At 71.4% G+C, this 23,641-nt stretch carries 26 protein-coding genes and 2 pseudogenes; 16 read left to right on the top strand and 12 right to left on the bottom strand.

Going from position 1 to position 23,641, the window contains the following annotated elements; all coding sequences use genetic code 11:
• The first annotated feature begins 8 nt into the window (after nt 1-8).
• Nucleotides 9-1,502, top strand: a complete 1,494-nt coding sequence (locus ACGFJ7_RS18855) for a diguanylate cyclase domain-containing protein (protein WP_392642844.1) — start codon at nt 9-11, stop codon at nt 1,500-1,502.
• On the opposite strand, the gene ACGFJ7_RS18850 is transcribed toward ACGFJ7_RS18855, so the two are convergent.
• From ACGFJ7_RS18850 to ACGFJ7_RS18835, 4 genes are read right to left on the bottom strand one after another with little or no spacing between them, the layout of a single operon-like run.
• Nucleotides 1,499-2,980: an alpha-N-arabinofuranosidase gene (locus ACGFJ7_RS18850; protein WP_360250574.1), complete on the bottom strand. Its 1,482-nt coding sequence runs from the start codon at nt 2,978-2,980 to the stop codon at nt 1,499-1,501. The genes ACGFJ7_RS18855 and ACGFJ7_RS18850 overlap by 4 nt on opposite strands.
• A 9-nt stretch (nt 2,981-2,989) precedes the next feature.
• The gene (locus ACGFJ7_RS18845; protein WP_360250571.1) at nt 2,990-3,841 is read right to left on the bottom strand and encodes a carbohydrate ABC transporter permease; all 852 of its coding nucleotides are present in this window, start codon (nt 3,839-3,841) and stop codon (nt 2,990-2,992) included.
• Nucleotides 3,838-4,719, bottom strand: coding sequence for a sugar ABC transporter permease (locus ACGFJ7_RS18840; protein WP_360250568.1), 882 nt, complete (start codon nt 4,717-4,719; stop codon nt 3,838-3,840). Before ACGFJ7_RS18840 ends, ACGFJ7_RS18845 begins: the two co-directional genes overlap by 4 nt.
• A complete protein-coding gene (locus ACGFJ7_RS18835) occupies nt 4,716-6,053 on the bottom strand; it encodes an ABC transporter substrate-binding protein (protein ID WP_392642843.1) in 1,338 nt (445 codons plus the stop codon). The genes ACGFJ7_RS18840 and ACGFJ7_RS18835 overlap by 4 nt, the downstream gene beginning before the upstream one ends.
• 227 nt (nt 6,054-6,280) lie before the next feature.
• Between ACGFJ7_RS18835 and ACGFJ7_RS18830 the strand changes: the two genes are divergently transcribed.
• Entirely contained in the window at nt 6,281-7,303 is a 1,023-nt protein-coding gene (locus tag ACGFJ7_RS18830; RefSeq protein WP_360250562.1) for a LacI family DNA-binding transcriptional regulator, read from the top strand.
• Here ACGFJ7_RS18830 and ACGFJ7_RS18825 read toward each other — a convergent pair.
• From ACGFJ7_RS18825 to ACGFJ7_RS18810, 4 genes are all read right to left on the bottom strand, one after another.
• Nucleotides 7,293-7,754 (bottom strand): hypothetical protein, encoded by a 462-nt coding sequence (locus ACGFJ7_RS18825; protein WP_392642842.1) that lies wholly within the window; start codon nt 7,752-7,754, stop codon nt 7,293-7,295. The two genes, ACGFJ7_RS18830 and ACGFJ7_RS18825, sit on opposite strands and share 11 nt — an antisense overlap.
• A gap of 71 nt (nt 7,755-7,825) precedes the next feature.
• The gene (locus ACGFJ7_RS18820; protein ID WP_392642841.1) at nt 7,826-9,151 is read right to left on the bottom strand and encodes a sensor histidine kinase; all 1,326 of its coding nucleotides are present in this window, start codon (nt 9,149-9,151) and stop codon (nt 7,826-7,828) included.
• Nucleotides 9,144-9,830, bottom strand: coding sequence for a response regulator transcription factor (locus ACGFJ7_RS18815; protein WP_360250553.1), 687 nt, complete (start codon nt 9,828-9,830; stop codon nt 9,144-9,146). Before ACGFJ7_RS18815 ends, ACGFJ7_RS18820 begins: the two co-directional genes overlap by 8 nt.
• A gap of 231 nt (nt 9,831-10,061) precedes the next feature.
• Entirely contained in the window at nt 10,062-10,346 is a 285-nt protein-coding gene (locus ACGFJ7_RS18810) for a hypothetical protein (protein WP_392642840.1), read from the bottom strand.
• A gap of 288 nt (nt 10,347-10,634) precedes the next feature.
• On the opposite strand from ACGFJ7_RS18810, the gene ACGFJ7_RS18805 reads away from it, so the two are divergent.
• On the top strand, nt 10,635-10,838 hold the full coding sequence (locus ACGFJ7_RS18805; RefSeq protein ID WP_360250547.1) for a cold-shock protein: 204 nt from the start codon (nt 10,635-10,637) through the stop codon (nt 10,836-10,838).
• Between the two features lie 67 nt (nt 10,839-10,905).
• Here the strand turns inward: ACGFJ7_RS18805 and ACGFJ7_RS18800 are convergent, their stop codons facing one another.
• Nucleotides 10,906-11,853 carry a hypothetical protein gene (locus ACGFJ7_RS18800; protein WP_392642839.1) on the bottom strand — a complete coding sequence of 316 codons (948 nt, stop codon included), beginning with the start codon at nt 11,851-11,853 and terminating at the stop codon, nt 10,906-10,908.
• A 91-nt stretch (nt 11,854-11,944) separates the two neighbouring features.
• Between ACGFJ7_RS18800 and ACGFJ7_RS18795 the strand changes: the two genes are divergently transcribed.
• Nucleotides 11,945-12,916 carry an AraC family transcriptional regulator gene (locus tag ACGFJ7_RS18795; protein WP_392642838.1) on the top strand — a complete coding sequence of 324 codons (972 nt, stop codon included), beginning with the start codon at nt 11,945-11,947 and terminating at the stop codon, nt 12,914-12,916.
• Here the strand turns inward: ACGFJ7_RS18795 and ACGFJ7_RS18790 are convergent.
• The 3 genes from ACGFJ7_RS18790 to ACGFJ7_RS18780 are packed head-to-tail and all read right to left on the bottom strand — an operon-like array spanning nt 12,874 to nt 14,793.
• Nucleotides 12,874-13,590 (bottom strand): tetratricopeptide repeat protein, encoded by a 717-nt coding sequence (locus ACGFJ7_RS18790; protein ID WP_392642837.1) that lies wholly within the window; start codon nt 13,588-13,590, stop codon nt 12,874-12,876. The genes ACGFJ7_RS18795 and ACGFJ7_RS18790 overlap by 43 nt on opposite strands.
• A complete protein-coding gene (locus ACGFJ7_RS18785) occupies nt 13,587-14,342 on the bottom strand; it encodes a GNAT family N-acetyltransferase (protein ID WP_360250535.1) in 756 nt (251 codons plus the stop codon). The genes ACGFJ7_RS18790 and ACGFJ7_RS18785 overlap by 4 nt, the downstream gene beginning before the upstream one ends.
• 10 nt (nt 14,343-14,352) lie before the next feature.
• On the bottom strand, nt 14,353-14,793 hold the full coding sequence (locus tag ACGFJ7_RS18780; RefSeq protein WP_360250532.1) for a MarR family winged helix-turn-helix transcriptional regulator: 441 nt from the start codon (nt 14,791-14,793) through the stop codon (nt 14,353-14,355).
• A 58-nt stretch (nt 14,794-14,851) separates the two neighbouring features.
• On the opposite strand from ACGFJ7_RS18780, the pseudogene ACGFJ7_RS18775 reads away from it, so the two are divergent.
• The 12 genes and pseudogenes from ACGFJ7_RS18775 to ACGFJ7_RS18720 form a co-directional block, all read left to right on the top strand.
• A pseudogene (locus ACGFJ7_RS18775) lies at nt 14,852-15,124 on the top strand (alcohol dehydrogenase catalytic domain-containing protein); the annotation flags it as partial.
• A gap of 380 nt (nt 15,125-15,504) precedes the next feature.
• Nucleotides 15,505-15,651 (top strand): zinc-binding dehydrogenase, encoded by a 147-nt coding sequence (locus ACGFJ7_RS18770; RefSeq protein ID WP_360250530.1) that lies wholly within the window; start codon nt 15,505-15,507, stop codon nt 15,649-15,651.
• A 60-nt stretch (nt 15,652-15,711) separates the two neighbouring features.
• Nucleotides 15,712-16,764: a M15 family metallopeptidase gene (locus ACGFJ7_RS18765; protein WP_392642836.1), complete on the top strand. Its 1,053-nt coding sequence runs from the start codon at nt 15,712-15,714 to the stop codon at nt 16,762-16,764.
• Between the two features lie 54 nt (nt 16,765-16,818).
• Complete coding sequence (locus tag ACGFJ7_RS18760; RefSeq protein ID WP_392642835.1) at nt 16,819-18,351, top strand: LuxR C-terminal-related transcriptional regulator; 1,533 nt, start codon at nt 16,819-16,821, stop codon at nt 18,349-18,351.
• Nucleotides 18,348-18,866: a hypothetical protein gene (locus tag ACGFJ7_RS18755; protein WP_360250521.1), complete on the top strand. Its 519-nt coding sequence runs from the start codon at nt 18,348-18,350 to the stop codon at nt 18,864-18,866. Before ACGFJ7_RS18760 ends, ACGFJ7_RS18755 begins: the two co-directional genes overlap by 4 nt.
• Nucleotides 18,863-19,978, top strand: coding sequence for a histidine kinase (locus ACGFJ7_RS18750; RefSeq protein ID WP_360250518.1), 1,116 nt, complete (start codon nt 18,863-18,865; stop codon nt 19,976-19,978). Before ACGFJ7_RS18755 ends, ACGFJ7_RS18750 begins: the two co-directional genes overlap by 4 nt.
• Complete coding sequence (locus ACGFJ7_RS18745; RefSeq protein ID WP_392642834.1) at nt 19,975-20,625, top strand: response regulator; 651 nt, start codon at nt 19,975-19,977, stop codon at nt 20,623-20,625. The genes ACGFJ7_RS18750 and ACGFJ7_RS18745 overlap by 4 nt, the downstream gene beginning before the upstream one ends.
• Nucleotides 20,626-20,688: 63 nt before the next feature.
• Nucleotides 20,689-21,021, top strand: coding sequence for a cupin domain-containing protein (locus tag ACGFJ7_RS18740; protein WP_360250512.1), 333 nt, complete (start codon nt 20,689-20,691; stop codon nt 21,019-21,021).
• Nucleotides 21,022-21,074: 53 nt separating this feature from the next.
• On the top strand, nt 21,075-21,914 hold the full coding sequence (locus tag ACGFJ7_RS18735; RefSeq protein WP_360250509.1) for an alpha/beta hydrolase: 840 nt from the start codon (nt 21,075-21,077) through the stop codon (nt 21,912-21,914).
• A 155-nt stretch (nt 21,915-22,069) separates the two neighbouring features.
• Nucleotides 22,070-22,246: pseudogene (locus tag ACGFJ7_RS18730) on the top strand (hypothetical protein); the annotation flags it as partial.
• A gap of 76 nt (nt 22,247-22,322) precedes the next feature.
• Nucleotides 22,323-22,532, top strand: a complete 210-nt coding sequence (locus ACGFJ7_RS18725) for a PrpF domain-containing protein (RefSeq protein WP_392642833.1) — start codon at nt 22,323-22,325, stop codon at nt 22,530-22,532.
• Nucleotides 22,533-22,664: 132 nt separating this feature from the next.
• The gene (locus ACGFJ7_RS18720; protein ID WP_360251632.1) at nt 22,665-23,636 is read left to right on the top strand and encodes a VOC family protein; all 972 of its coding nucleotides are present in this window, start codon (nt 22,665-22,667) and stop codon (nt 23,634-23,636) included.
• The last annotated feature ends 5 nt before the right edge of the window (nt 23,637-23,641 follow it).

The following is a 23,641-nucleotide window of genomic DNA, read 5'->3' as shown; positions in this document are numbered from 1 at the left end:
CCGCAGAGGTGAACCGTCTTCTCCGCGATCCGCTCATACTGGCGGCCGTGCTGTGGACGCTGGCCGGCGCCGGGGTGCTCTGCTCCCTCGACGCCGCCCACGACCAGGCGCGGGCCTTCTGGGCGTTCCAGCCGCCGCTCGACGCGCTGCTGGCCTGGTCGGCGTGGCGGGTCCACCGGATGGCGACCGGGGCCATCCGCCGGTTCTGGCTCGTCATGACGGCGGCCGGCGTGCTCTTCACCGTCGGCGACACCGTGCAGGCCGTCACCGCGTTCATCGGGCCGGGTCTCAAGGACACCGCCGGTGGGCCGGTGCAGGGGCTGCTGTTCGCGGTGGGGCTGGGCGCCATCATCGTGGCGATGCTGCTGCATCCGATTCCGGGGAGTTCGCGCCGGGAGAAGGTGGCGTTCTGGCTGGACTCGTCGACCGTGCTCGTGGGCGGGGCCGTCGTGGCGTACTGCTTCGCCATCGAACCCTCCCAGCACGGCGGCAACATCGCCGGGACGCTGGCCGCCGGCTGCGTCATCCTCACGTCGTGCTTCGCCGCGGTGAAGCTGGTTCTCAGCGGCAACGCGCCCATGCACCGGGCCGCCGCCGTCCCGATGATCGTGTCGGCCGGGATCAACAGTGTTGGCTTCTTCCTGGGGCCGAACCCCGACGGCACGCTCGACCCGTACGTCTTCGTCGTGCGCCTGCTGCCGTCGTTGCTGATCGGGCTGGGCGCGCGGATCCAGGAGGACGTCGCCCGGTTCGACCAGGGCTCGGCGTTCGGGTCACGGCGGCGTCGTCCCTACAGCCTTCTCCCGTACGGATCGATCGCCGTCGCCTTCACCACGGTCGTCGTCGAGACGCCGGCCGGCCCGCATCCGCGCCTGTGGGGCGCGATGGCCGGCCTGGGCATCATCGTGATCCTGGTCGTCTGCCGCCAGCTGGCCGCGTTCCACGAGAACAACCGTCTCATCGACCAGCTGCGCGAGCACGAGGCCCGGCTGCGGCATCAGGCCCTGTACGACGGGCTGACCGGCCTGGCCAACCGCACCCACTTCCACGAGGAGGTCACCGGCGCGCTGCGCGACGTCGGTGACGAGAACACCTCGCTGCTGCTGATCGACCTCGACGGCTTCAAGGCGGTCAACGACACCCTGGGCCACGCCGCCGGCGACGTGCTGCTGGCCGGCGTCGGCGGGAAGCTGACCGCGTGCGTGCGCCCGGGCGACGTGGTGGCCCGCCTGGGCGGCGACGAGTTCGCCGTCCTGCTGCGCGACTGCGACGGGGAGGGCGCCGAGCACACGGCCCAGCGCATCCTGCGCGAGCTGGCCGAGCCGATCCCGTTCGAGGACACCGCCGTGCGCGCCGGCGCCAGCATCGGCATCGCCTGCGCCACCTGTGACGACGACGTCGACTCGCTGGTGCGCGACGCCGACCTGGCCATGTACGCCGCCAAGCGCCAGGGCAAGGGCACGTGGACCCGCCACCACCGCGACCTCGCCCCGGCGTCCTAGAGGCGGATCGCGCTCCACGACACCGGTGGCAGCGTCACCGTGACCGTGCCGTCCGTCGCCTCCACGGCCAGTTCGCGGGGGATGACCCGGTCGGGGAACTGCTGCGTGTTGGTGGCGGTCAGGTCGTCGTCGCTGAGCACCCACGCCTCCGACACCGGTCCCCGGGCGGGGAAGGAGAAGGAGACGCTTTCGGTACGGTGGCGGTTGACCACGAAGACCGACAGGGCGCCGTCGTCGTGGGTGGCCACGGCGTCGACGACCGGCACCGCGCCGAAGCGCGAGGTCTCGTACACCGGGGAATCAATTTTGACGTCGAGCACGTCGCCGGAGGAGAGGCGGGACGTCAGGGCGAACGGGTGGAACGTGGTCTGCCGCCAGGCCTCGCCGTCGGGTTCGCTGCGGATCGGGGCGATGACGTTCACCAGCTGCGCCAGGCAGGCGGCGGTGACCCGGTCGCTGTGCCGCAGCAGCGAGATGAGCAGGCTGCCGACCACGACCGCGTCCATCACGTTGTAGCTGTCCTCGATGACGCGCGGGGCCACCTCCCACTCGGTGATCGCCGAGCGGGACGCCTCCCACTGGCTGAGATACCAGACGTTCCACTCGTCGAACGAGATGTTGATGCGCTTCTTCGACTTCAGGCGGGCGCCGACGCTGTCCGCGGTCGCCACCACGCTGTCGATGAAGTGGTCCATGTCGACCGCCGAGGCCAGGAACGAGTCGACGTCGCCGTCCAGCGGCTCGTAGTAAGCGTGGGCCGAGATGTAGTCGACCTGGTCGTACGCCAGCTCGAGCACCTCGGCCTCCCAGGCGCCGAAGGTCGGCATGGACGAGCTCGAGCTGCCGCAGGCGATGAACTCCGCGTCCGGCTGGGCGGCCCGCAGCGCGCGCGCCGTCTCGGCGGCCAGACGCCCGTACTCGTCAGCGGTCTTGTGTCCCGTCTGCCAGGGCCCGTCCATCTCGTTGCCGAGACAGAACATGCTTATGCCGTACGGCTTCTCCGACCCGTTCCGGCGGCGCAGCTCGGCCAGATGGGTCCGGGCCGGCTGGTTGAGGTATTCGTGGACGTCGAGCGCCTCCTGGACGCCGCGGGTGCCGAGGTTGAGGGCGTACATGACCTCGACCCCGGCCTTGCCCGCCCAGCGCATGAACTCGTCGACGCCGACCTCGTTGGTCTCCAGGCTGTGCCAGGCGAGGTCGCGGCGCACCGGCCGGTCGGCGACCGGCCCGATCCCGTCCTCCCACTTGTATCCGGAGACGAAGTTGCCGCCGGGGTAGCGGACCAGCGAGACGCCGAGCTCCCGGACGAGGGCGAGCACGTCGGCCCGGAATCCGTCGGCGTCGGCCGAGGGATGCGCGGGCTCGTAGAGGCCGCCGTAGACGCAGCGGCCCATGTGCTCGACGAACGAGCCGAAGGTGCGGCGGGAGACGGGAGCGACGACACGGTCGGGGTCGAGGTGCAGCTTGGCGTTGAGCACGTTGGTCCTTTACTTGAGGCTTCCTACGGCCAGTCCACCCTGCCAGTACTTCTGCAGGGTCAGGAAGGCGACGACGAGCGGGACGATCGACACCAGCGAACCGACGATGATGAGGTTCCAGAGGGACTGGCCACCGCCGTTGTTGGAACTGGCCAGCTGCTCCCACAGGCCGATGCCGACCGTGAGCGGGTAGAGCTTCGAGGTGGACAGCATGGTGAGCGGCAGGAAGAAGTTGTTCCAGGTGGAGACGATCGACAGCAGCAGCACCGTGATGACCCCGGGGCGCATGAGCGGCAGCGCCACCTTGACGAACGTGCGGAGCTCACCGGCGCCGTCGATGCGGGCCGCGTCGAGCAGTTCGTCGGGTACCGACGCGGACGCGTACACCCGCATGAGATAGACCGCGAACGGGCTGAGCAGCGACGGCAGGATGACGGCCCAGATGGTGTCGGTGAGCCCGGCGTTCGACATGAGCACGAACGTCGGGATCACCAGGGCCGTCAGCGGCACCATGACCGACCCGAGCACGGCGGCGAAGACCACGTTGCGGCCGCGGAAGCTGAACTTCGCGAAGCCGTACCCGGCGAGAACCGAGACGACCGTGCAGCCGATGCCGCCGGCGAAGGCGTACAGCGCGGAGTTGCCCAGCCAGCGCAGATATTCACCGTTGTTGTACGTGAACAGGTCGCCCAGGTTCTCGAAGAAGTGGAAGCCGTTCGAGAACCACAGCGCGCCGCGGCCGGAGAACAGTCCTTCGGCGTTCTTGGTGCTGGCGACCAGAAGCCACCAGACCGGGATCAGGAAGTAGCACACCATGGCCAGCAGCAGGAGCTTGGCCCAGATGTGGCGGGGCCTGGTCACGTGAAGATGCTCCCCTTCTTGCGGGTGACGAACATGAAGATGCCGACCGCCAGGAAGACCACGAAGCCGAGCGAGAACGAGATGGCCGAGGCGTAGTTGAACTGCGCGTAGCGGAAGGCGATGTTGTACGCGTAGATGTTCGGCGTGAAGTCGGGCGTGACCGAGCCGTTGGCGATCGGGGCCAGGATCTGCGGCTCGGTGAAGAACTGGAGCGTGCCGATGAGCGAGAAGACCAGGATCAGCACCAGGGCCGAGGACACCATCGGCACCTTGATGCGCAGCGCGATCTGCCGCGCGGTGGCGCCGTCGATGCGCGCCGCCTCGTAGATGGACGTGTCGATGCTGCGCAGGGCGGCGTAGATGATGATCATGTAGTAGCCGGACCACTGCCAGGTCACCACGTTGAGCAGGCCGTAGAAGATGTTGCCCTGGCTGAGCAGGAACGGCGCCCGCACGTCGAACGCGGTGGCGATCTGCTCGATCGGGCCGAAGCTCGGGCTGTAGAGGAAACCCCACATGAGGGCGCCGAGAACGGCCGGAATGGCGTACGGGAGGAAGATGACCAGCCGCGAGAAGCGGGCCAGGCGGCCGGTCACCTCGTCGAGCACGAGCGCCGCGACCAGGGCCACGATGATCTGCAGCGGGATGACGACGGCGCTGAACCGCAGCACGAACCAGAGGCCCTTGCGGAACGACGGATCCTCGAAGGCTCTGGTGTAGTTGTCGAAGCCGGCGAAGGTCGTCCCGGTGGCCAGCCCTTTCGTCCAGAGCGAGAGGTAGCCGGCGTAGCACAGCGGGGCCACCAGGAAGGCCAGGAACACCACCAGGAACGGCAGGATGAAAAGCCAGCCCGTTGCTTTTCCGCGTGTCGTCGTCACTTGACCGTGAAGCCCTGGGTCTTCGCGTACTGGACGATCTGGTTGTGCAGGTCGGTGGCCGCCTGGTCGCCTGTCGTCTTGCCCTCGTTGATCTTCACGATCTGGGCCTGGAGCTGGGCGTAGTAGTAGACCGTGAAGGGGCTGTAGGTGGCGCCCTTGTACGCGTTCTCGGCCGGGATGTAGATGTCCTTGTTCGCGGTCTGGCCGTTGAAGAATTCGACCTTCGCGTTCACGAACTCGTCCGAGGTCAGCACGCTCTGGTTGAGCGGGAAGATGGTCTGCGTCTTCCAGCCGTCGGTCAGTGAGGCCTCGTCGGCGTACAGGCCCAGCGCCACCTTGGCCGCGTTCGCCTTGTCGGTGGCCTGGCTGGTGACCGCGAAGGCCGAGCCGCCCCAGTTCACGCTCACCGGGTTCGCCGGGTCCCACTGCGGCAGCGGGGCGACCGCGAACTTGCCCTTCTCCTTGCCGTTGCCGACGCCGGCGCCGGTCAGATAGCCGGGGGCCCAGGCGGCCGAGACGTACGTGGCGTACTTGCCGCCGACCATGCCCGCGATGTAGTCGGTGGTGAACTGGTCCTCCTTGCCGACCAGCCCTTTCTTGGAGAGGTCGCCCCAGAAGTTCAGCACGTCCTTGGTGGCCTGGTCGTCGAGCTTGACGGTGATGTTCTGCTTGTCCTTGAGGTCGTAGACGAACGGCACCGCGCCCTTCTGGATCATCAGGGCGGTCGTCACGGCCGGCACGTTGCTGCCGAAGTCGCCGAAGACCGGGCCGCCGGCCGCCTTGACCTTGGCCGCCGCCTCGGCGTACTCGGCCCAGGTCTTCGGGGGTTTGATCTGGTATTTGTCGAAGATGTCGGTGCGGTAGATCAGCGCCATCGGGCCGCCGTCGACCGGCGCCGCGTAGACCGCGTCGCCCTGCGAGACGTCCTTCCAGGCGCCCTCGCTGAAGTTCTTCTTGACGTCGCCGGCGCCGTACGGGGCCAGGTCGACCAGGGCGTCCTGGATCTCGAAGCCGACGAGCTGGTCGGCCTCGAGCATGATGACGTCGGGCGCGCCCTTCTTGGCCGAGATGGCGGTCTGGAACTTCTCGTACTCGGGCTGGCCCTGCCCGGCGTTGGTCCAGCAGACCTGGACGTCGGTGTGCTGCTTGTTGAAGTTGTCGACGACCTTGGCCATGTTCGGGTACCAGGCCCAGACGAGGACGCGGGGCGCCGCCTCGTTGACGATCTTGTTGGTGCAGTTCGTCGGCTTGGCGGTCGTCGTTTCTTGATCATCGCCGCCACCGCACGCGGCCAGCGTGGTGATGAGCGCGAGGCTCATCGCGGTTTTTGTCATGAATCGCATGGTCCGGCCTCCTGTACACGGGCGCGCCGACATGACCGACGGTGACATCGGCGCGATCGATGGATCTGGAGCCGAATGGCGGGGGAGTACACCACTCGTGGGGGTTGGTGTGAGGTAGATTGCGCTTTGCAGCGCTGCAAAGGACTATGCCCCGGCCATTCGGCTCTGGCAAGAGGCAACCTGCCGGAAATATTCTCGTGGAAATTTCAGGGGGGACCATGCGCGAAACTACTCTGCGTGACGTCGCCGATCTGGCCGGCGTCTCGCCGCGCACGGTCTCCAACGTCGTGAACGGCTACGCCCGCGTCACCGACGCGACCCGCGAGAAGGTCGAGCGGGCCATCGCCCAGCTCGGATACCGGCCCAACGTGCTCGCCCGCAACCTGGCCACCGGCCGGTCCGGGCAGATCGTGGTCGTCGTGCCCTATCTGGACACCCCGTACTTCGCCGAGCTGCTGCAGGGGATCATTCCGGCCGCCCGCAAGCTCGGCTACAACGTGCTGGTCGACCAGACCGACGGCGACCGCGAGCACGAGCACGAGCTGATCGGGCGGGGCTCGCGCCGCTTCCTCTTCGACGGCATGATCTTCAGCCCGCTGGGCCTCTCGCAAGAGGATCTGGCCGTACGGGATCCCGACCTGCCCCTGGTCGTGCTGGGCGAGCGCTCGTCGGACGGCACGTTCGACCACGTGGGCATCGACGACGTGGCCGCCTCGACCGACGCGGTCGCGCACCTGATCTCCCTGGGCCGGCGGCGGATCGCGGCCATCGGCGACCAGCCGTACCCGACGGGCGAGGCGGCCCAGTTGCGTACACAGGGCTTCCGGGCCGCGCACGCGGCCGCGGGCCGGCCGGTCGACGAGTCCCTCATCATCAGCACGGCCCGCTTCAACCGGGTCGACGGCGCGACGGCGATGGCGGCCCTGCTCGACCGGGCCGACCCGCCGGACGCGGTCTTCTGCTACAGCGACCTCGTCGCGTCCGGCGCCATCCACGCGCTGCATCAGCGTGGCCTGCGGGTGCCGGAGGACGTGGCCATCATCGGCTACGACGACATCGAGGACGGGCGCTACAGCAGTCCCACGATCAGCACGATCCAGCCCGACAAGAGGGCGATCGCCCAGATGGCCGTCGACCGCCTCGTCAAGCGCATCACCAGCCCGTCCCCGGTGCCCGGCGTCGAATGGCGCGCCGAGCACCGGCTGATCGCCCGGGAGAGCACCCTGGGCGTCACTTCTTGACGATCACCAGGCGGGCGACGGTCTTGTCGCCCTCCCTGCGGCCGGCCACGCCGACCTCGGCCCCCGTCTTCAGGTCGCCGCGGACGGTGAACTTCTCGGCCTTGGCCCAGGTCTGGGTGAAGCCGTCGGTGGACTTCACGCTCAGGCTGTCGCCGCCGACGGCGGTGACGGTGCCCCGCTGGACGACCAGGGTCCGGGGGCCGTCCTTGCCCTGCACGACGATCTCGCCGTGCAGGGTGTTCTTCCGCAGGTAGGCGCGGCCCGGCTGGTGCTTCGCCCGGGGCTGGTTCGACGCGGTGGCGGACGGCTCAGGGCTGTCCAGGCCGACCGTCGTCAGCGCGGACGTCTCACCGGTGAGATCAGTCGCCCCGGCCGGCGCGGCGTAGGCGGCCAGCGCGAGCAGGCCCGCGAGCCCGAGCCCGAGCGCGGTCAACTTCATGTTTCTTCTCATGGCGGCCACTCTCGCGGCGGCGCGCGTGCACCACGTCAGGGAAGTGTTCGGATTCGGTAAGGCGGATTGCTTCACGTGGCGAACGGCAGGGTGATGCGGAACATCGCGCCGCCCTCGGGGGCGTGCGCGGCCTCGATGGTGCCCTCGAGGCGTTCGACGAGGCGGGCGGCGAGGGCCAGGCCGAGGCCGCTGCCGGTCGCGCGTTCGTGGCGGTACCGCTGCTGCAGGGCGCCCCGCTGGAAGGCGACCGCCAGATTCTCGTCGGTGAAGCCGGGACCGCCGTCGCGGATCTCCACCACGCCGCCCCGCTCGCCGGCCCGGACGGCGAACACCAGGGGCGCGCTGGACGGCAGCACGCGCAGCGCGTTCTCGGCGAGCCCGTCGACCACCTGGCGCAGCCGCCCCGGGTCGGTGCCGACCATGACCGGACCGTCCGGAAGTTCGGTGCTCAGGCGCGGACCGTCCGGGGCGCAGCGCGGCGCCCACGCCTCGGCCGCCGACCCGACGAGATCGGCCAGGTCCACGGCGACCATCTGCACGGGAAGGTCGGCCGCTTCCAGCCGGGAGAGCACCAGCAGGTCGGAGATCAGCCGTTCCAGCCGACCCGCCTCGCCCAGCATGATCCGGCCGGCGCCGTCGGCGGTGACCACCCCGTCGGCCAGCGCCTCGGCGTAGCCGCGGATCGTGGCCAGGGGCGTCCGGAGCTCGTGCGAGACCGACAGCAGGAACTCGCGCTCACGGCCCTCGCTGCGCTGAAGGGCGGCGCCGAGCTGGTTGAGGGCGGTGGCCAGTTCGGCCGCCTCGGCCGGTGGGCGGACCGGCAGCCGCACGGAACGGTCGCCGGCCGAGAGCTGCTTCGCGGCCAGCGCGGCCTGCCGCAGCGGCCGGGCGATGAAGTGGGCGAGCAGCGCGCCCGCCACCACCCCGCCGGCCAGACCGGCCAGCAGGGCGATCCACACGCCGCCCAGCACCCGCGCCGCCGTGCCCGAGCCGGCCGCGCGGGTGAGCACCACCCCGGCGTCGTTGCCGGTCAGCGGGCGGCCGGAGATCAGCACCGCCCGGCCGTCCACGACCCCGCGGGCGTCGACGTCCTCGCCGGCGGCGATCCGCCCCACCACCCGCGCGGGCAGGCCCGGCCGGTCGGCGGCGCCCCGCCGGACCAGGTAGACGGCGATCCCGTCGTCGCGCAGCCGGTTCACGATCCGGGTCCGCGCCGCGGCCCGCTCGCTGGTGAGCAGTTCGACCGCCAGCGCCGACTTCTCGGACAGATCCGCGCGGGCCGCGTGGTCGGCCGACCGGACCGCGATCGGCAGGGCGACTAGGGCGGTCACGATGACCGAGACGACCGCCGTGGCCGCCGTGACGAGCACCGCCCGCCCGGTGAACGTCCTAACCATCGGCGGTGGCGGTGTAGCCGACGCCGCGGACGGTGCGGATCAGGGCGGCGCAGTCGGCCAGCTTGGCGCGCAGTTGAGCGATGTGCACGTCGACGGTGCGCGTCTGCGCGTGCGACGCGTACCCCCACACCGCGGCCAGCAGTTCCTCGCGGGTGAACACGCGGCCGGGTCGGCGCAGCAGATGCGCGAGCAGGTCGAACTCGGTAGCGGTCAGGGTGAGCGGGCGGCCGGCGGCCGAGGCCAGGCGGCGCGCCGGATCCAGCGAGACCGGGCCGAGCGTCCGCACCCGGTCGCCGTCGCCGGGGCCGGCGGCCCGGCGCAGCAGGGCGCGTACCCGCGCGACCAGCTCGCGCGGGCTGAACGGCTTGGTCAGGTAGTCGTCGCCGCCCAGCTCGAGGCCGAGGACGCGGTCCACCTCGTCGTCGCGGGCGGTCAGGAAGACCACCGGCGTCCAGTCGCCGTCCTCGCGCATCCGGCGGCAGATCTCGGTGCCCTCCAGGCCGGGCAGGGCGATGTCGAGCACACAGGCGACCGGCCGCAGCCTCCGTACGGCCTGAAGCCCCGCCTCGCCGTCGTGGGCGACATGGACGCCGAAGCCGTCGCGGGCCAGGTAGAGCCGCACGAGGTCGGCGATCGGGCGCTCGTCCTCGACGAGAAGCACCAGCCCTTTCTCGGTCACCGGCCCATTGTGCCCGCGCGGGCGGCCGGCCGATGTTCGGGCAATGTAAGAACACCCAGGGGTAAGAACACTCCTGGGTACGGCGAGAGAGGCGTCCCAGTGGCAGAGCTCGCTGCCCGGCCGCAGGTGGTGGGGAGGCCCGCGGTGACCACCGAGCAGGTCCGGTCCGGCGAATCGAGGACCCCCTGATCCGCGCGGCAGTCTCGTCGCGATCGTCCGCGACAGCCGTCTCTACACAGTGGACCGCCGGCCCCTCTGGCTCAGGGGCGCGAGCTGCACCGTCCACGTGCGGGCCGACCCGATGACCTCGGTGGCCCGGCAGAGCAGTTTGCAGCCCAGCTGGGGGCTTCCCTCGGCGAAGCCGCGGTTGATGAAGCCGATCGCCTTCTGGTGGTCGCCGGCCTCGAGGGCCTGCTCCAGCCCCGCGGTCAGGGCGGTGGCGAGGACGGCGTGGAAACTGGCCGCGCTCCTCTCCCGGAGGGTTGGGACGGGCCGTGGCGAGGGTGAAACGGTCACGTGAATCTCCTGGGGGCCGACGGAACCAAGGGCCGGACGTCAGCCTGCAGGGCACTGTACGCGCGTCGCTGTGACGCAGCACGCATCCGGGTCGGCGGAGATCAGCGGATTCTGTGCTAAGTTGGCCGTGTTGCAGTTTTGATTTCCGTAGACGTTTTCGGCGCCTGATGGGTTATCTGGACCCGCGGGCGCTTTTTCGTTTTTCGTGTCGTTTCCGGCGCGGGTGATCAACGCGGCGGCGTAAGGGTTCGCACAGTGCGGCCCCTGAAAGCCTGCTAAGGAGCAGACATGGCTACCGGTACCGTGAAGTGGTTCAACGGCGACAAGGGTTTCGGCTTCATCACCCCCGATGACGGTGGCGCCGACCTGTTCGCCCACTTCTCGGCGATCGCGAGCAGCGGATACCGCAGTCTCGACGAGAACCAGCGGGTGGAGTTCGAGGTCACGCAGGGCCAGAAGGGCCTTCAGGCGTCGAACATCCGTCCTCTCTGATTTCACATTCCGCGAACGGCGGCCCGACTGGTTTCAGCGGGCCGCCGTTCGTTTTGTGTCCGGACGATCAGGCGCCGGACACCAGTTCCTGGTACGCGGCGACCCCATCCGGATCGAGGTATCCGCCGGCCGGGACCGAACTGGCGCCGAGATACCAGTTGTCCATCTGCCAGTAGGCGATGACCCGGAAGTCGCGCGCGGACAGCCACGCCCGGGACGCCCGGATGGCGGGGCCACGCGACGCCCGTACCCCCTGGTCGTCGTCTATGCCCCACTCGGGGAGCGTGAGCGGGCGGCCCAGGCCGGCTACGGCGTTGTACCAGCGCAGCATCCGCGGGTCGTTGCCGGCGCTGACCGGGTTGTCGGGCTCGCTGCCCCGGGTGCTGGCCTGCCAGTAGAGGTCGAAGCCGTACGCGTCGGCGTAGAGCGGCGGCACGATCCAGTCCCTGATCTCCCGGTCGCCGCCGGTGCCGTTGTTGGTGACGCCGGTCGAGCCGGGCCGCCACTGGTACGACATGTGGATCGGCACGATCGAGATCGAGGCGTTGACGGCCTTGGCGACCACGTAGACCCGGCTGAAGGCGGCCACGAACTGGGTGCCGGTCATGTCGTCCTCGGGTTCGTGGAAGTACGTGAGGTAGGCGCCGGCCGGCATGGCGGCCGCGATGTTCTGGATCTCGGTGTCGCAGCCGCCGGCGGCCACGGCCACCGGCGTACAGGACGTCTTGAAAGAGAACCAGAGAACGGCGCCGTACGCGGTGTGGCAGTTGACGGCGTCGGCCGGCGGCAGCTGACCGGCCGAGGCGAAGACCCGCCGGATCCCCAGATTGCCCAGGTGCGCCCGTTCGTCGAGGAAGCCGGCGCAGGTGTTCCCGCTGCCGACGGTGTCGGCGGCCGACGTGGTGGCCCCGACCGCCGGAGCCGGCGCGGCGGCGTGGGCCGGAGCCGGTGCGGCGGCCGCCACGAGCACGACCGCGGTGGTGGCGATAAGCGCCCGGTACAGGACGGTTGGCATGACCGCAGCGTAGGCACGTGAATCGAAGAGTCCACATGGATGAATGCGTGAGGGCGCCGGGTCATGCGAATTCGTGGGCAAGGTAGCGGGGGTGGACGGCTTATCGCGGTGGCGGCTCGCCAGCTCCGACATGGACCACGCGCGGCAGGAGATGGCCCGGTTCTTCGCCCCGTCCGGGCTTCGGCTGGACACGGCCGGCGGCTTCCCGTTCCGGCTCGAGCTCGACGTGGCCCGGGTGGGCGCGCTGCTGACCGGAAGCTACTCGTTCACCATGCCGCTGACCACGGCGGTCGAGAACATCGGCGGCTACCAGGTCACGCTGGCCACCGCCGGCACCGCGGGGGTCCGCCACAACCACGACGAGGTGGGCGTCGACCGGCACCGTGCCGCGGTCATCGGGCCCGGCCGCGACGTGACGTTCCGGCACGGCGCGGACTTCCGCCCCCTGGCGGTCGTGGTCGACGAACAGGCCCTGCACGCCGAGCTGTCGGCCATGCTGGGCCGCCCGGTGACGCACCGCCTCGTGCTGCCGCCGGCCCTCGACGTCACCCATGGCCCGGCCGCGAGCTGGTGCCGCCTGGTCCGCCTGTTCCGCGATGAGTCGGTGGCCAAGCACAGCCTGCTCGAATACCCGCTGATCGCCGAACGCCTGCGCTACGCCTTGATCGACGGCATGCTGCTGTGCCTGCCCCACAACTTCCGCGACGACCTCGACCAGCCGCCCCCACCGGCGCCGCCGCGCGCGATCCGCCGCGTGACGGACACGGTGAACGAGCGCCCCGAGCGCCCTTTCACCGTGGCCGAGCTGGCCGCCGCCGGCCATCTCAGCGTCCGGTCACTCCAGGACGGGTTCCGCCGGCATCTGGGCCTGACCCCCATGGCGTACGTGCGGCAGGTCCGCCTGGGCCGGGCCCACGCCATCCTGAAGCGCGCCGCGTACGGCGAGGTGACGGTGGCCGCCGTGGCCCATCGTTGCGGCTTCGCCCACCTGGGCCGCTTCAGCAGCGAATACCGTGCCCGCTACGGCGAATCACCCTCGGACACGCTGCGCGCCGGCGACTGACCGCCCGCCCGCGCGTAGGTCTCGGCATAGGCGGCTTCGCCCAGCGCGGCCGCCGCCTCGGCGCGGGCGAGGTCGAGTTCGGCGGCGTCGTCGGGGTCGGGAACCTGGCCGTGGGCGGCGAAAGCGGCGTCGGCGGCCGCGATCAGCCGGGCCGCCCGCGCGTGGTCGCCCTCGGCGGCGGCCAGGCAGGCGTCGGCGATCGCGGCGAACGGCAGGAAGGAGGCCCAGCCGTTGCGCTCGGCCTCGGCGCGGTTGGCGGCGAACAACTCGCGAGCCGCGTCCAGGTGGCCCAGCCGGAGGTCGCAGAACGCCAGGTTGTGGCGTTCGGTGAGGACCGTCTCGGCGTGGCCCAGCTCCTCGTTGAGGCGGATGCTGTCCAGGTAGAGCTCCCGGGCGCCGGCCAGGTCGCCGGAGAGGCGGGCGACCGCGGCCAGGACGTGCCGTGGGCGTTCCTCCAGCGCCCGGTCGCCCGCGCGCTGTGCCGCCTCCAGCGACTGCCGGGCCAGGGCGGTGGCGCCGGCCAGGTCGCCGGAACGCAGGGCCGCGCGGGACAGGCCGTACAGGGCCTCCACCTCGGTGGCGCGGGACTCGGCGAGGGCGGTCCGGCACAGCCGTACGACCTCGTCGGTCTCGCCGCGCCGGAAGGCGGACCGCACGTCGTCGGCGAAGGTCATGTGAACAGGGTCCAGTTCTCGGCCAGGTGGAAGCCCATGCGGTCGTAGAGGGGGCGGCCCTCGGCCGTCGAGTGCAGGAAGGCGGTGCGGGCGCCCTTGGCGTAGGCGTCGCTGAGGGCGGCGGCCGTGGCGGCGCGGCCGAAACCCCGGCGACGGAAGGGTGGGAGGACCGCGATGTTGAAGACGCCGACCAGGTCGCCGGAGAGGGCGGCGAAGGCGGTCGCCACCGGTTCGCCGCCGGCCTCGATCAGGTAGGCGCTCATCGACGGGTGGTCGAGCAGGTGGGGGTGGGCGAAGATGGCCATGCCGTCCAGCGGCGCCCCGAAACCGGCGGCCAGGGCCCGCTGGTAGGCCGCGCTCTCGGTTCCGGTGACGCGCCGGGCGCCGGCGACCGGGGCGGCGTCGGCCGGGGTGAGCTCACGGAGCAGGAACGGCTGCGGCGAGCGGGTGGCCAGCCCGTGTGCGGCGGCCACGGCCGCGATGCGGTCGTCGGCGTCCTCCCCGCGTACCCGAAGAGACCAGGGCAGGCCCGCCAAGCGCGGGGACGTCGCGGCGCCGGCGATCTCGCCGGCGTCGGGGTCGCGGGTGATGGCGACGACCCCGTTGAGGAGGGGAATCCGGGTGCCGGTGACGAGCTCGGCGGTGCCGTGGGGGGAGACGTGCAGATAGCCGTCGGGCTGGGTGGCGGCCAGGACGCCGTGCACGTCGAGCCAGGCGCGGGCGGCCCGGTCGGCGCGGGTGTTCGTGTTCACGGCGGCAAGGCTAACCGGCGCCGGCGGGGCGAGTGGACGCCAGCAAGCGCGTGATCACGTCGTGGGTCACGCTCAGTTCGTGGTCACTGACCACGCCGTCGAGCAGTTCGGCCACGGCGGCGTCGTACGTCCCGGTGGCGGCGGTCAGCATCGCCCGGCCCTCGGCGGTCAGGGCGATCCGGGTGGCGCGCCGGTCACCCGGGTCGGCCGTGCGCTCGATGAGGCCGGCGGCGCCGACCCGGTCGGCCAGTTTACTGGCGCCGCCCATGGTGATCCGCAGCTCACGGGCCAGGTCGCCGACGCGGGCCGGCTCGCCGTCCTGGAGAACCCACAAGGTCTCGAATCCGGCCAGCGAAAGGCCGTGGGCCTGCTTGAGCCGGGAGTCCACGTGGTCCCAGAGGACGACCTCCAGGCGTACGAGGTCATGGGCCCAGCGCACTCTCTGTGTCACGCCGCACATCTTAGCAAATTGCATTCCATGGAATCTAATTCCGTGGAAACTATAAGCCATGAGAGCCATCGTCCTGACCTCGCCCGGACCCGTGGAGCACCTTGAGATCCGCGAGCGGCCGCTGCCCGTGCCGGGTCCCGGAGACGTGCGCATCCGCGTGAAAGCCTTCGGTCTCAACCGGTCCGAGCTCCATCTGCGCCTGGGGTACGCGGAGAACGCCCGCTTCCCGATCGTTCCCGGGATCGAGGCCGTGGGCGTGGTCGACGAGGCGCCCGGCACCGACCTGTCCCCGGGACAGCAGGTGGTGGCGATGATGGGCGGGATGGGCCGCAGCTTCGACGGCGGCTACGCCGAGTACACGGTGGTGCCGCGACGGCAGGTGATCCCGTTCGCGTCGGCACTACCGTGGGCGACGGTGGGCGCCGTACCGGAGACGCTTCAGACGGCGTACGGCTCCCTGACCGTCGGTCTTGACCTGCGACCCGGCCAGACCCTGCTCATCCGGGGCGGAACATCGGCTCTGGGGTACGCGACGGCGGCGCTGGCCGCAAGCATGGGCGCCACCGTCCTGGCCACCACGCGCCAGCCCGGCCGCCTGGCCGAGCTGACCGCCGACCACGCGCTGCTGGACGACGGGAAGGTGGCTGAGCGGGTCCGCGCGCTCTATCCGGACGGGGTCGACGCGGCGACGCCACCTCGCTGTCGCCGGCCGTGCTGCAGGACAGCCTCGACCGGATCGCGGCCGGCACGCTCGATCTGGGGCCGGTCACCGTCTACCCGTTCGAGCGGATCCGCGACGCGCACCGGGACGTGGAGGACAACAAAGTGAGCGGCAAGGTGGTCGTGCTCGTGCCGTGACACCTGGTTCGCACCCGGGACGGCCCTGGGGCTGCACCCGGGCGACACCATCTTTGCCGGGTGACGAAACGACAGGAAACCCGATCCCGAGCCCGACGGTCCGTCACCACCGCGATCGTCGCTGCCGCTCTCGCCACCGCCGGCATGCAGGCTCCGGCCGAGGCGGCCGTCCCGGCCGCCGCGCAGAGCTGGACCAGTCTGATGTACCGCAGCCTCACCGTGACCGCCACCGGCGCGCAGCTGCGCCAGACACTCGCCACCCAGCGCACGACCGTGACGACCCGCACCGTGGAGGTCACCCGGGCCACGGCGGCCCTGTCCGTGGCCGCGAAGCAGGTCACCGCGGCCACGAACGCCGACAAGACGGCCAAGGACCGCGTGACGGCGGCCAGGGCGGCGGTGACGGCGGCCCGGAAGAAGCTGTCGAAGGTGAAGCCGCGCCACAAGTCCGCTGTCACCATCGCCCGGAACGGGGTCACGGCCGCGCAGAAGACCCTCACCGTCCGTACCACCCAAGCGCGTGACGCGGCGACGGCCCTGGCCCAGGCCCGGTCCTCGTCGTCGGCGGCGACGGCCGCCCTGGACACCGCGAACAACTCGGTGAAGTCGGCCTCGGCGGCGGTCGTGCTGACCGAGCAGAAGATCGCGGCCCTGAAGACCCCGGCCGAGCTGGCCGGCCAGGCCGCCGCCGTGAGCAGGAGCGTGGTGACGGCGGTCCGGCCGGCCTTCACCACCGCCGACACGGTCGTGATCTACGGAACGACGGTGCACCGCACCGTCTCGTACGCCTACCGGCGCATGGTCGACGACGCTAAAAAGGCCGGCATCGACATCTCGGGCGGCGGCTTCCGCACCAAGCAGCGCCAGATCGAGCTGCGGAAGATCAACGGCTGCCCGGACATCTACACGGCGCCGTCCTCGTCGTGCCGGGTGCCCACCGCCGTTCCGGGCCGGTCGCTGCACGAGATCGGCCTGGCCGTCGACGTCACGTCCGGCGGCAAGACGCTCACCTCGAAGAGCCCGGCCTTCAAGTGGCTGCAACTGCACGCGGACGAGTACGGCTTCGTCAACCTGCCGTCCGAGCCGTGGCACTGGAGCATCACGGGCGGCTGAGCGGCGTCACTCGATGGTCACTGGTCCTCTACTGGGCGGTTCTAGCTTCGGCCCATGAGCACGATCGAGAGGGAACGGGAACGCCGGCGGCGGCGCCGGAAGGTGCTCCGCCGGGTGGGCCGGTCGCCGGCCGGCGGTGAGCGGACGGACGAGATCGAGCGCGCTTTCGCGCACGGGTGGACGGAGCGGGCGGCGGCGCTGCTCGACCACGCGGACCCGGAAGACGCCCGGGTACGAGCGATCCGTGCCCGTTTCGCGGCGCGGCCGCACGACGCGATCGCCGAGTTGACGCGGGCGGCGGCCGGGCTGGCCGCCGCCCGCGAGCCCGGGGCGGCGCTCGACACGCTGGTCACGGCGGCCGGGCTGTCCCTGATCACGTGGGACGGCCCGGCCGCGTCGGCGTTGCCGGCCGTGCTGGCGGCTCTCGGCGACGTGGCCGGCGATCCCCGGGCGACCGCCGTCCGGGCGGTCGGGGCTGGGGCTCGGACGGTCGGGGCTGGGACTCGGACGGTCGGGGCTGGGACTCGGACGGTTGGGGCTCGGGCGGTCGCGGGTGAGGCTGAGGGGAGCGGGCCGGAGCTCGGGCTGACCGCGCTGGCCGGTGGGGACGTGGTGCGGGCCGGCGATCTGCTGACCGCGGAAGCGGCGGCGCTGCGGCGCGGCGGGCGGCTGGGGCTGCTCGTTCACGTGCTGGCGCTGCGGGCCGAGGCCGCCGTGGCCGCCGGCGACTGGCCGGCCGCGGCGTCGGCCGCCACCGAATGCCGGGTGCTGGCCGAACGTACCGGACAGCCGGCCTGGCGTGCCCGCGCGACCGCGACGATCGCCCTGGTCGAGGCGGTGCGCGGCGAGACCGAGAGCTCGGGACGGCACGCCGCCGAGGCCGAGATCCTGGGCGGCCCGCTGACCGCGACCGCCGTGCGGTACGCCCGGGGCGTGGCCCTGTTGAGCGCCGAGCGCTACGCCGAGGCGTACACCACGCTGTCGTCCTTGATGGACGGACCGCGACCGGTCGACGCCGCCGGGCACCTCGCCGAGGCCGCCCTGCGCTGCGGCAAGCGGGACGCGATGCCGCGGATCCGGGATCCGTACGTGTGCGCCCTGCTCGACGGCGACGAGGACTCGTTCGTGCGGGCGCGCCAAGCGGCGAGGTCGCCGTGGCTGGCCGCGCGGATCGATCTGGAGTACGGGTCCTGGCTGCGCCGGCAGCGGCGGGTCAGCGAGTCGCGGCTGCCGGTCGAGTCGGCGCGGCACACGTTCGAAGTGCTCGGCGCCACCACCTGGGCGCGCCGGGCCGGACGCGAACTGCGCGCGTCCGGCGGGGTGCCGGCCGCCGGCCTCCTGTCGGCGCAGGAGCTTCAGATCGCCCGGTTCGCGGCCGACGGGCTGTCCAACCGCGAGATCGGCCAGCGGATGTTCCTGTCGCCGCGCACGGTCGGCTCGCACCTGTACCGGATCTTCCCCAAACTCGCGGTGACCTCCCGGGCTCAGCTGGCCGGCCGGATCGGTCTCCACCCTGGGGTGGAGACCGGAGTTCCATCCGTACGCCGATTCGCCGCGCCCGCGAAGCCGGGATCGTCTAGGGCATGACGAACTACCTGATCAGCCTCGGCATCCTCGTTCTCATGCTCACCACCGCGCTCGGCACCCACGAGTTCACCGGCAAGCGGCTCCTGCGGCCGGTCGTCATCGTCCTGGCCGTCGCCGCCTTCTACCTCCACTCGTTCCCGACCGAGGGCAACGACGTGCCGCTGGTGCTGGCCGGCCTGGCCGCCGGTGTGCTGCTGGGCGTCGTGTCCGGGCTGTTCGTCCGGGTGCGCCGGGACGCGTCGACCGGGCGGATCCTGACCACGGCCGGCTTCGGCTTCGCGGCGATCTGGATCGCGGTGACCGCCGGGCGCATGCTGTTCATCTACGGCGCCGACCACTGGTTCACCCAGGGCCTGGTCGACTTCTCGCGCACCCACCTCATCACCGGCGCCGACGCCTGGACCGCCGCCTTCGTGGTGCTCTCGCTGGCGATGGTGCTCTCCCGCCTGGTCGTGCTGATGGTCTCCGCCGCCCGCCTCCGGCAGCCCGAGCTGTCCGGGACAATGGCGCGGTGAACGCACGACGCACCTTCCGGGTGCTGGTCTACGCCAGCGCGGTGGTGATCGCGGTGAACGCGGTCCTGGCCGGTCTTCCCTCGTCGGGAGCGGCCCGGGCCGCGTTCCCCGTCGTGGTGGTGGCCGGGATCGCGCTGTGGCTGACCGGCACGTACTCCAAGCTCACGAATCCGTGGATCCTCGCCGCCTGCTTCACCGGGGCCGGCCTCTGCGGCGCCCTGATGGACCTGATGCTGCCGTCCGGGCCCGGCTACATCCTCAGCTTCATGGCGGTGGCCGGCATCGGCCTGCGGCTCTCCCGCGTCCCCGCGTTCGTCTTCGGCGGGATCGTGGTGGTCGGCACCGCGCTGGCCGAGGCGCTCAACTCGTCGCAGGGCGTCAGCGCCTTCCTCAACCTGGCCATCGGCGGCTTCTTCCTCTTCCTGGCGTCGGCCTTCGCGCAGGCCAACCGCACGGCCCGCGAGCAGGCCGAGGAGCGCCTGGCCCAGGAGTCGGCCACCCGGGCCGCCCGCGAGGAGGCGGCTCGCCTGGCCGAGCGCGGCCGGATCGCCCGCGAACTGCACGACGTGCTCGCCCACACGCTGGCCGGCCTGGCCGTGCAGCTGGAGGGTGCGCGCCTGCTGGCCACCAAGACCGGCGCCGACCAGCGCCTGGTCGACCAGATCGCCGGTGCGCACGGCATGGCCCGCGACGGCCTCACCTCGGCCCGTCAGGTGGTCGAGACCCTGCGCGGCGACCGGCTGCCCGGCCCGTCGCTCATTCCCGGGCTGGTCGACCGGCATCCCGGCGCCACCCTGACGGTCACCGGGACGCCGCGGCCGCTCCCGCCCGAGAACGGCCTGGCGCTCTACCGTACGGTCCAGGAAGCGCTCACCAACGCGGCGAAGCACGCCGGTCCGGACGCCACGGTCGCGGTCTCGCTGGGGTGGGGCCCGGACACTGTCGAGCTGACCGTGGCCGACACCGGCGGCCCGGGGACCGAGCTGCCGTCGGGTGGCTTCGGACTGACCGGGCTGGCCGAGCGGGCGGCGCTGGCCGGGGGACACCTGTCCGCCGGGCCGACCGACAAGGGATGGCATGTCAGCCTGACGCTGCCGCTGGGGGAAAATTGACCGTCACCGTTCTGATCGCCGACGACCAGAAGGTCGTGCGCGACGGCCTGGCCATGATGCTGGGGCTGCTCGACGGCCTCACCGTGGTGGGCACGGCCCTCGACGGCGCCGACGCGCTGCGGCAGGTGGCGCTGCTCGACCCCGACGTGGTGCTGATGGACCTCAACATGCCGGGCGTGGACGGCGTCGAGGCCACGACCCGCCTCGCGGCGGCCGGGTCCCGCTCGCGGGTGGTCGTCCTGACCACGTACGCCGACGACACCACCGTCTTCCGCGCCCTGCAGGCCGGCGCGCGCGGTTACCTGACGAAGGACGCCGGCGCCGAGGACATCCAGCAGGCCATCCTGACCGTGGCGGCGGGCGAGGCCCAGCTCGACCCGAGCGTGCAGCGCCGCCTCCTGGAGGCGCTGGCCGGCGGGGCGCCGTACGGCGTGGCCCCCGCCCCCGGGGACAGCGGCCTGACCGCCCGCGAGGAGGACGTGCTGCGCGAGATAGCCCAGGGCCACAGCAACAGCGAGATCGCCGCCCGCCTGCACGTCTCCGACGCCACCGTGAAGACCCACGTCAACCACCTGCTGGCCAAGACGGCCTGCCGCGACCGGGCGGCCCTGGTGGCCTACGCCTTCCGCACCGGCCGCGCCCGCTAGCCGAGCGCCTTTTCGGGACTTTCGCCTCTGCACCGCACCCGGACGGCGGGGCAGGGTCGGAGCATGGAGAAGATCTCGCTGACCGAGCTCGCGGCCAAGGAGACGGTCACCGCCCGGGACGTGCCGAGCGGACGCGGCGCCCACACCGTCTTCGGCAACCACACGACCACCCTGCGGCAGACCGTCATCGCGCTCGCCGCCGGCCAGCAGCTGCACGAGCACAACAGCCCGGGCGACGCGACCCTTCAGGTCCTCAGCGGCCGGGTCCGTCTGGTCGCGGGCGAGGACGCCGGCGACGCCGAGGCGGGCGACCTCGTCATCATCCCCGACGCCCGGCACAGCCTGGAGGCGCTGGACGACAGCGTGGTCCTGCTGACGGTGGCCAAACTTCCCTGACGGCCAGTCATTCGCCGTATGTGGGTGGGCCGGCGCGGACGAAGCATGGCGTCATGCCAAGTAGTTACATCGACTCGCCCAACAAGCTGGTGAGCGCTCAGAACGGGATCGACTACGCCTACCGGGAGACCGGATCCTCGGGGGTGCCTCTGCTGCTCCTGCAGCACTTCCGGGGCAACCTCGACAGCTGGGATCCGGCGCTGATCGACACCCTGGCCGCCGGCCGCCGGGTCATCGCCTTCGACAACACCGGCGTCGGCGGGACGACCGGCGTCACACCGCCGAGCGTGACCCGGATGGCCCACGACGCCCTCGCCTTCCTCGACGCCCTCGGCATCACCCAGGCCGACGTCCTCGGCTTCTCCCTCGGCAGCTTCGTGGCCCAGGAGGTGGCGCTGATCCGGCCCGACGCCGTCCGCCGTCTCGTGCTGGCCTCGGCGGCGCCGCGCGGCGCGGCCGGGATGCACGGCTGGGCCCCGGACGTCATCGGCGCTGTCGGCGTCCCGCAGACCACTCCGGAGGGCTACCTCGGGGTCTTCTTCACCGGTTCCGAGGCCAGCCGTCAGGAGGGGCAGAAGGCCCTGGGCCGGATGTACGCCCGGACAGCCGACCGCGACAAGGCGACCACCTGGGAGACGCGCCTGGCCCAGTACGACGCCGTGACCGAGTGGGGCATCCCGAACCACGCCCTGCTCGAACGCGTGACGGGCATCGAGGCCCCGGTGTTCGTCGCCAACGGCGACAGCGACCCGATGATCCTGCCCCGCTACTCGCACCTGCTGGCCGGCCTGATCCCGGGCGCCCGGCTCAAGCTCTACCCGGACGCCGCCCACGGTTTCCTGTTCCAGCACTACGCCGAGTTCGCCGCCGACGTGGCCGAGTTCCTGGCCTGACCGCGGCGAGCTGAACGAGCTCGTGCATCTCGGCGAACCGGGCCGACGAGCGGGCGCCGAACTGGTCCCGCTCGCCGGGCCGGCCGCGGCAGACGTGCTCATATCGTCAACAATTGAGAAGACAACATTGACTGGCTTCAGCGCGGGCCGTAGACATGGCTGCGACGGAGGAGGCGCCATTGGCATCGCATCACGTCGTCCGGAACGTGCGCCGAGCCGAACCCGGCACCATCGAGGCCCTGCGCGACGCGGGAGTGGCCACGGTGCACCACGATCCCGCTGACCGCGACGACCTCCTGCTGCGCGTCCTGGGGTCGCCCGACGAGCGGCAGATCGACGGGCTCGGCGGTGGCCACCCGCTGACGAGCAAGGCCGCGGTGGTCGGGCCGCCGAGGGTGCCGGACGCCGGTGGTGCCGGGCCGGGCGATCGTCGCCGGCGCGCAGACGTGCGGCAATCTGCTCGCCGGGGGCGGGCCGTTCGCCATCGAGCGGGGCCCGGTCGCCGTGGCGGGGGAGGCCACCACCGTGCGGATCCGCATCATGAATCCCACGGTGAGCGTGGCCGAGGCGACGGTGCGGACGCCCGGCGGCGAGTCGAGTACGACGGCGACACCGTAGCGGCTTCTTCGACGCGTACGGCGAACTCGAAGGTCTCGGGCCGCGGGCCCGGCTCGTGCGCGGCAGCGTCGTGCGCACGGCGCGCAAGTTGGCCGACGGCCTGGTGTGGCCGCGCAGCGGAAAGGCAGTCGGATGAGCGTCACGCACGACCCGGACCGGCGCCGGGACATCGCCCACGTGGGGCCGATCGAGCTGCGGACGGCGGTGCTGGAGGAGTCGCGCGACTTCTTCGTCGACGTGATGGGGTTGCGGGAGGTGCACCGCGACGCTTCCTCGATCTACTTGCACACGTGGGACGACTATCAGTCGTGGACCGTCCGTCTCGTCCGGAACGTCGACGCGGGCGTTGGCCGTACCTACCTTCGGGCGGCCAGTCCGCAGGCGCTTGATCGTCTGCGCGCTGGGCTGAGAACCGACAAATCATCCAGTGATGTTCCCGGTCTGGGTGAGGTCTATTTGTTCGACGATCCCGACGGCCACGACATGGGGATCTATTGGGACGCTGAGTGGTATGCGGCGGACAAATCGGACAGGCCGGCCCTGAAGAACCAGGCGGCCAGGTATCCGGGGCGCGGCGCCAACCTGCGCCGGCTCGACCACGTGAACTACCTGACCGCGAACGTGCCCGAGACGAGCACCTTCCTCAGCGAGACCCTCGGCGCCCGCTGCACCGAACAGATCGTCAAGGACGACGGCTCGCCGCAGGCCGTCTGGTACTCGCTCGGCAACAAGACCTACGACCTGGTCTACACCGAGGACTGGACCGGCAGCCGCGGCCGCCTGCACCACGTCGCCTTTGCCACCGACACCCGCGAGGAGATCCTGCGCGCCGCCGACGTCTGCCTGGACGCCGGCGTCCACATCGAGACCGGCCCCCACAAACACGCCATTCAGCAGACCTTCTTCCTGTACGTCTGGGAGCCCGGCGGCAACCGCGTCGAGATCTGCAACGCCGGCGCGCGCCTCATCCTCGCCCCCGACTGGCGCACCATCAGCTGGACCCGCGAGGAACGCGCCAAGGGCCAGGCCTGGGGCCTCAAGACCATCGACACCTTCCACACCCACGGCACCCCGATCGTGCCCGCCGGCGAGGCCGGCACGTGATCGGA

The organism is Actinoplanes sp. NPDC048988 (genome assembly GCF_043197815.1).
Taxonomy (GTDB): domain Bacteria; phylum Actinomycetota; class Actinomycetes; order Mycobacteriales; family Micromonosporaceae; genus Actinoplanes.
Note: the sequence above shows the minus strand (reverse complement) of the source record. Positions and strands in the feature narration are given on the sequence as shown.

Excerpts from the sequence above, each read along its gene's own strand:
- ACGFJ7_RS18760 (WP_392642835.1), top strand. The coding sequence starts at position 16,819 with ATGAGCACGATCGAGAGGGAACGGGAACGCCGGCGGCGGCGCCGGAAG.
- ACGFJ7_RS18830 (WP_360250562.1), top strand. The coding sequence starts at position 6,281 with ATGCGCGAAACTACTCTGCGTGACGTCGCCGATCTGGCCGGCGTCTCG.
- ACGFJ7_RS18735 (WP_360250509.1), top strand. The coding sequence starts at position 21,075 with ATGCCAAGTAGTTACATCGACTCGCCCAACAAGCTGGTGAGCGCTCAG.
- ACGFJ7_RS18720 (WP_360251632.1), top strand. The coding sequence starts at position 22,665 with ATGAGCGTCACGCACGACCCGGACCGGCGCCGGGACATCGCCCACGTG.
- ACGFJ7_RS18825 (WP_392642842.1), bottom strand. The coding sequence starts at position 7,754 with ATGAGAAGAAACATGAAGTTGACCGCGCTCGGGCTCGGGCTCGCGGGC.
- ACGFJ7_RS18790 (WP_392642837.1), bottom strand. The coding sequence starts at position 13,590 with ATGACCTTCGCCGACGACGTGCGGTCCGCCTTCCGGCGCGGCGAGACC.
- ACGFJ7_RS18800 (WP_392642839.1), bottom strand. The coding sequence starts at position 11,853 with ATGCCAACCGTCCTGTACCGGGCGCTTATCGCCACCACCGCGGTCGTG.
- ACGFJ7_RS18755 (WP_360250521.1), top strand. The coding sequence starts at position 18,348 with ATGACGAACTACCTGATCAGCCTCGGCATCCTCGTTCTCATGCTCACC.
- ACGFJ7_RS18820 (WP_392642841.1), bottom strand. The coding sequence starts at position 9,151 with ATGGTTAGGACGTTCACCGGGCGGGCGGTGCTCGTCACGGCGGCCACG.
- ACGFJ7_RS18835 (WP_392642843.1), bottom strand. The coding sequence starts at position 6,053 with ATGACAAAAACCGCGATGAGCCTCGCGCTCATCACCACGCTGGCCGCG.
- ACGFJ7_RS18805 (WP_360250547.1), top strand. The coding sequence starts at position 10,635 with ATGGCTACCGGTACCGTGAAGTGGTTCAACGGCGACAAGGGTTTCGGC.
- ACGFJ7_RS18740 (WP_360250512.1), top strand. The coding sequence starts at position 20,689 with ATGGAGAAGATCTCGCTGACCGAGCTCGCGGCCAAGGAGACGGTCACC.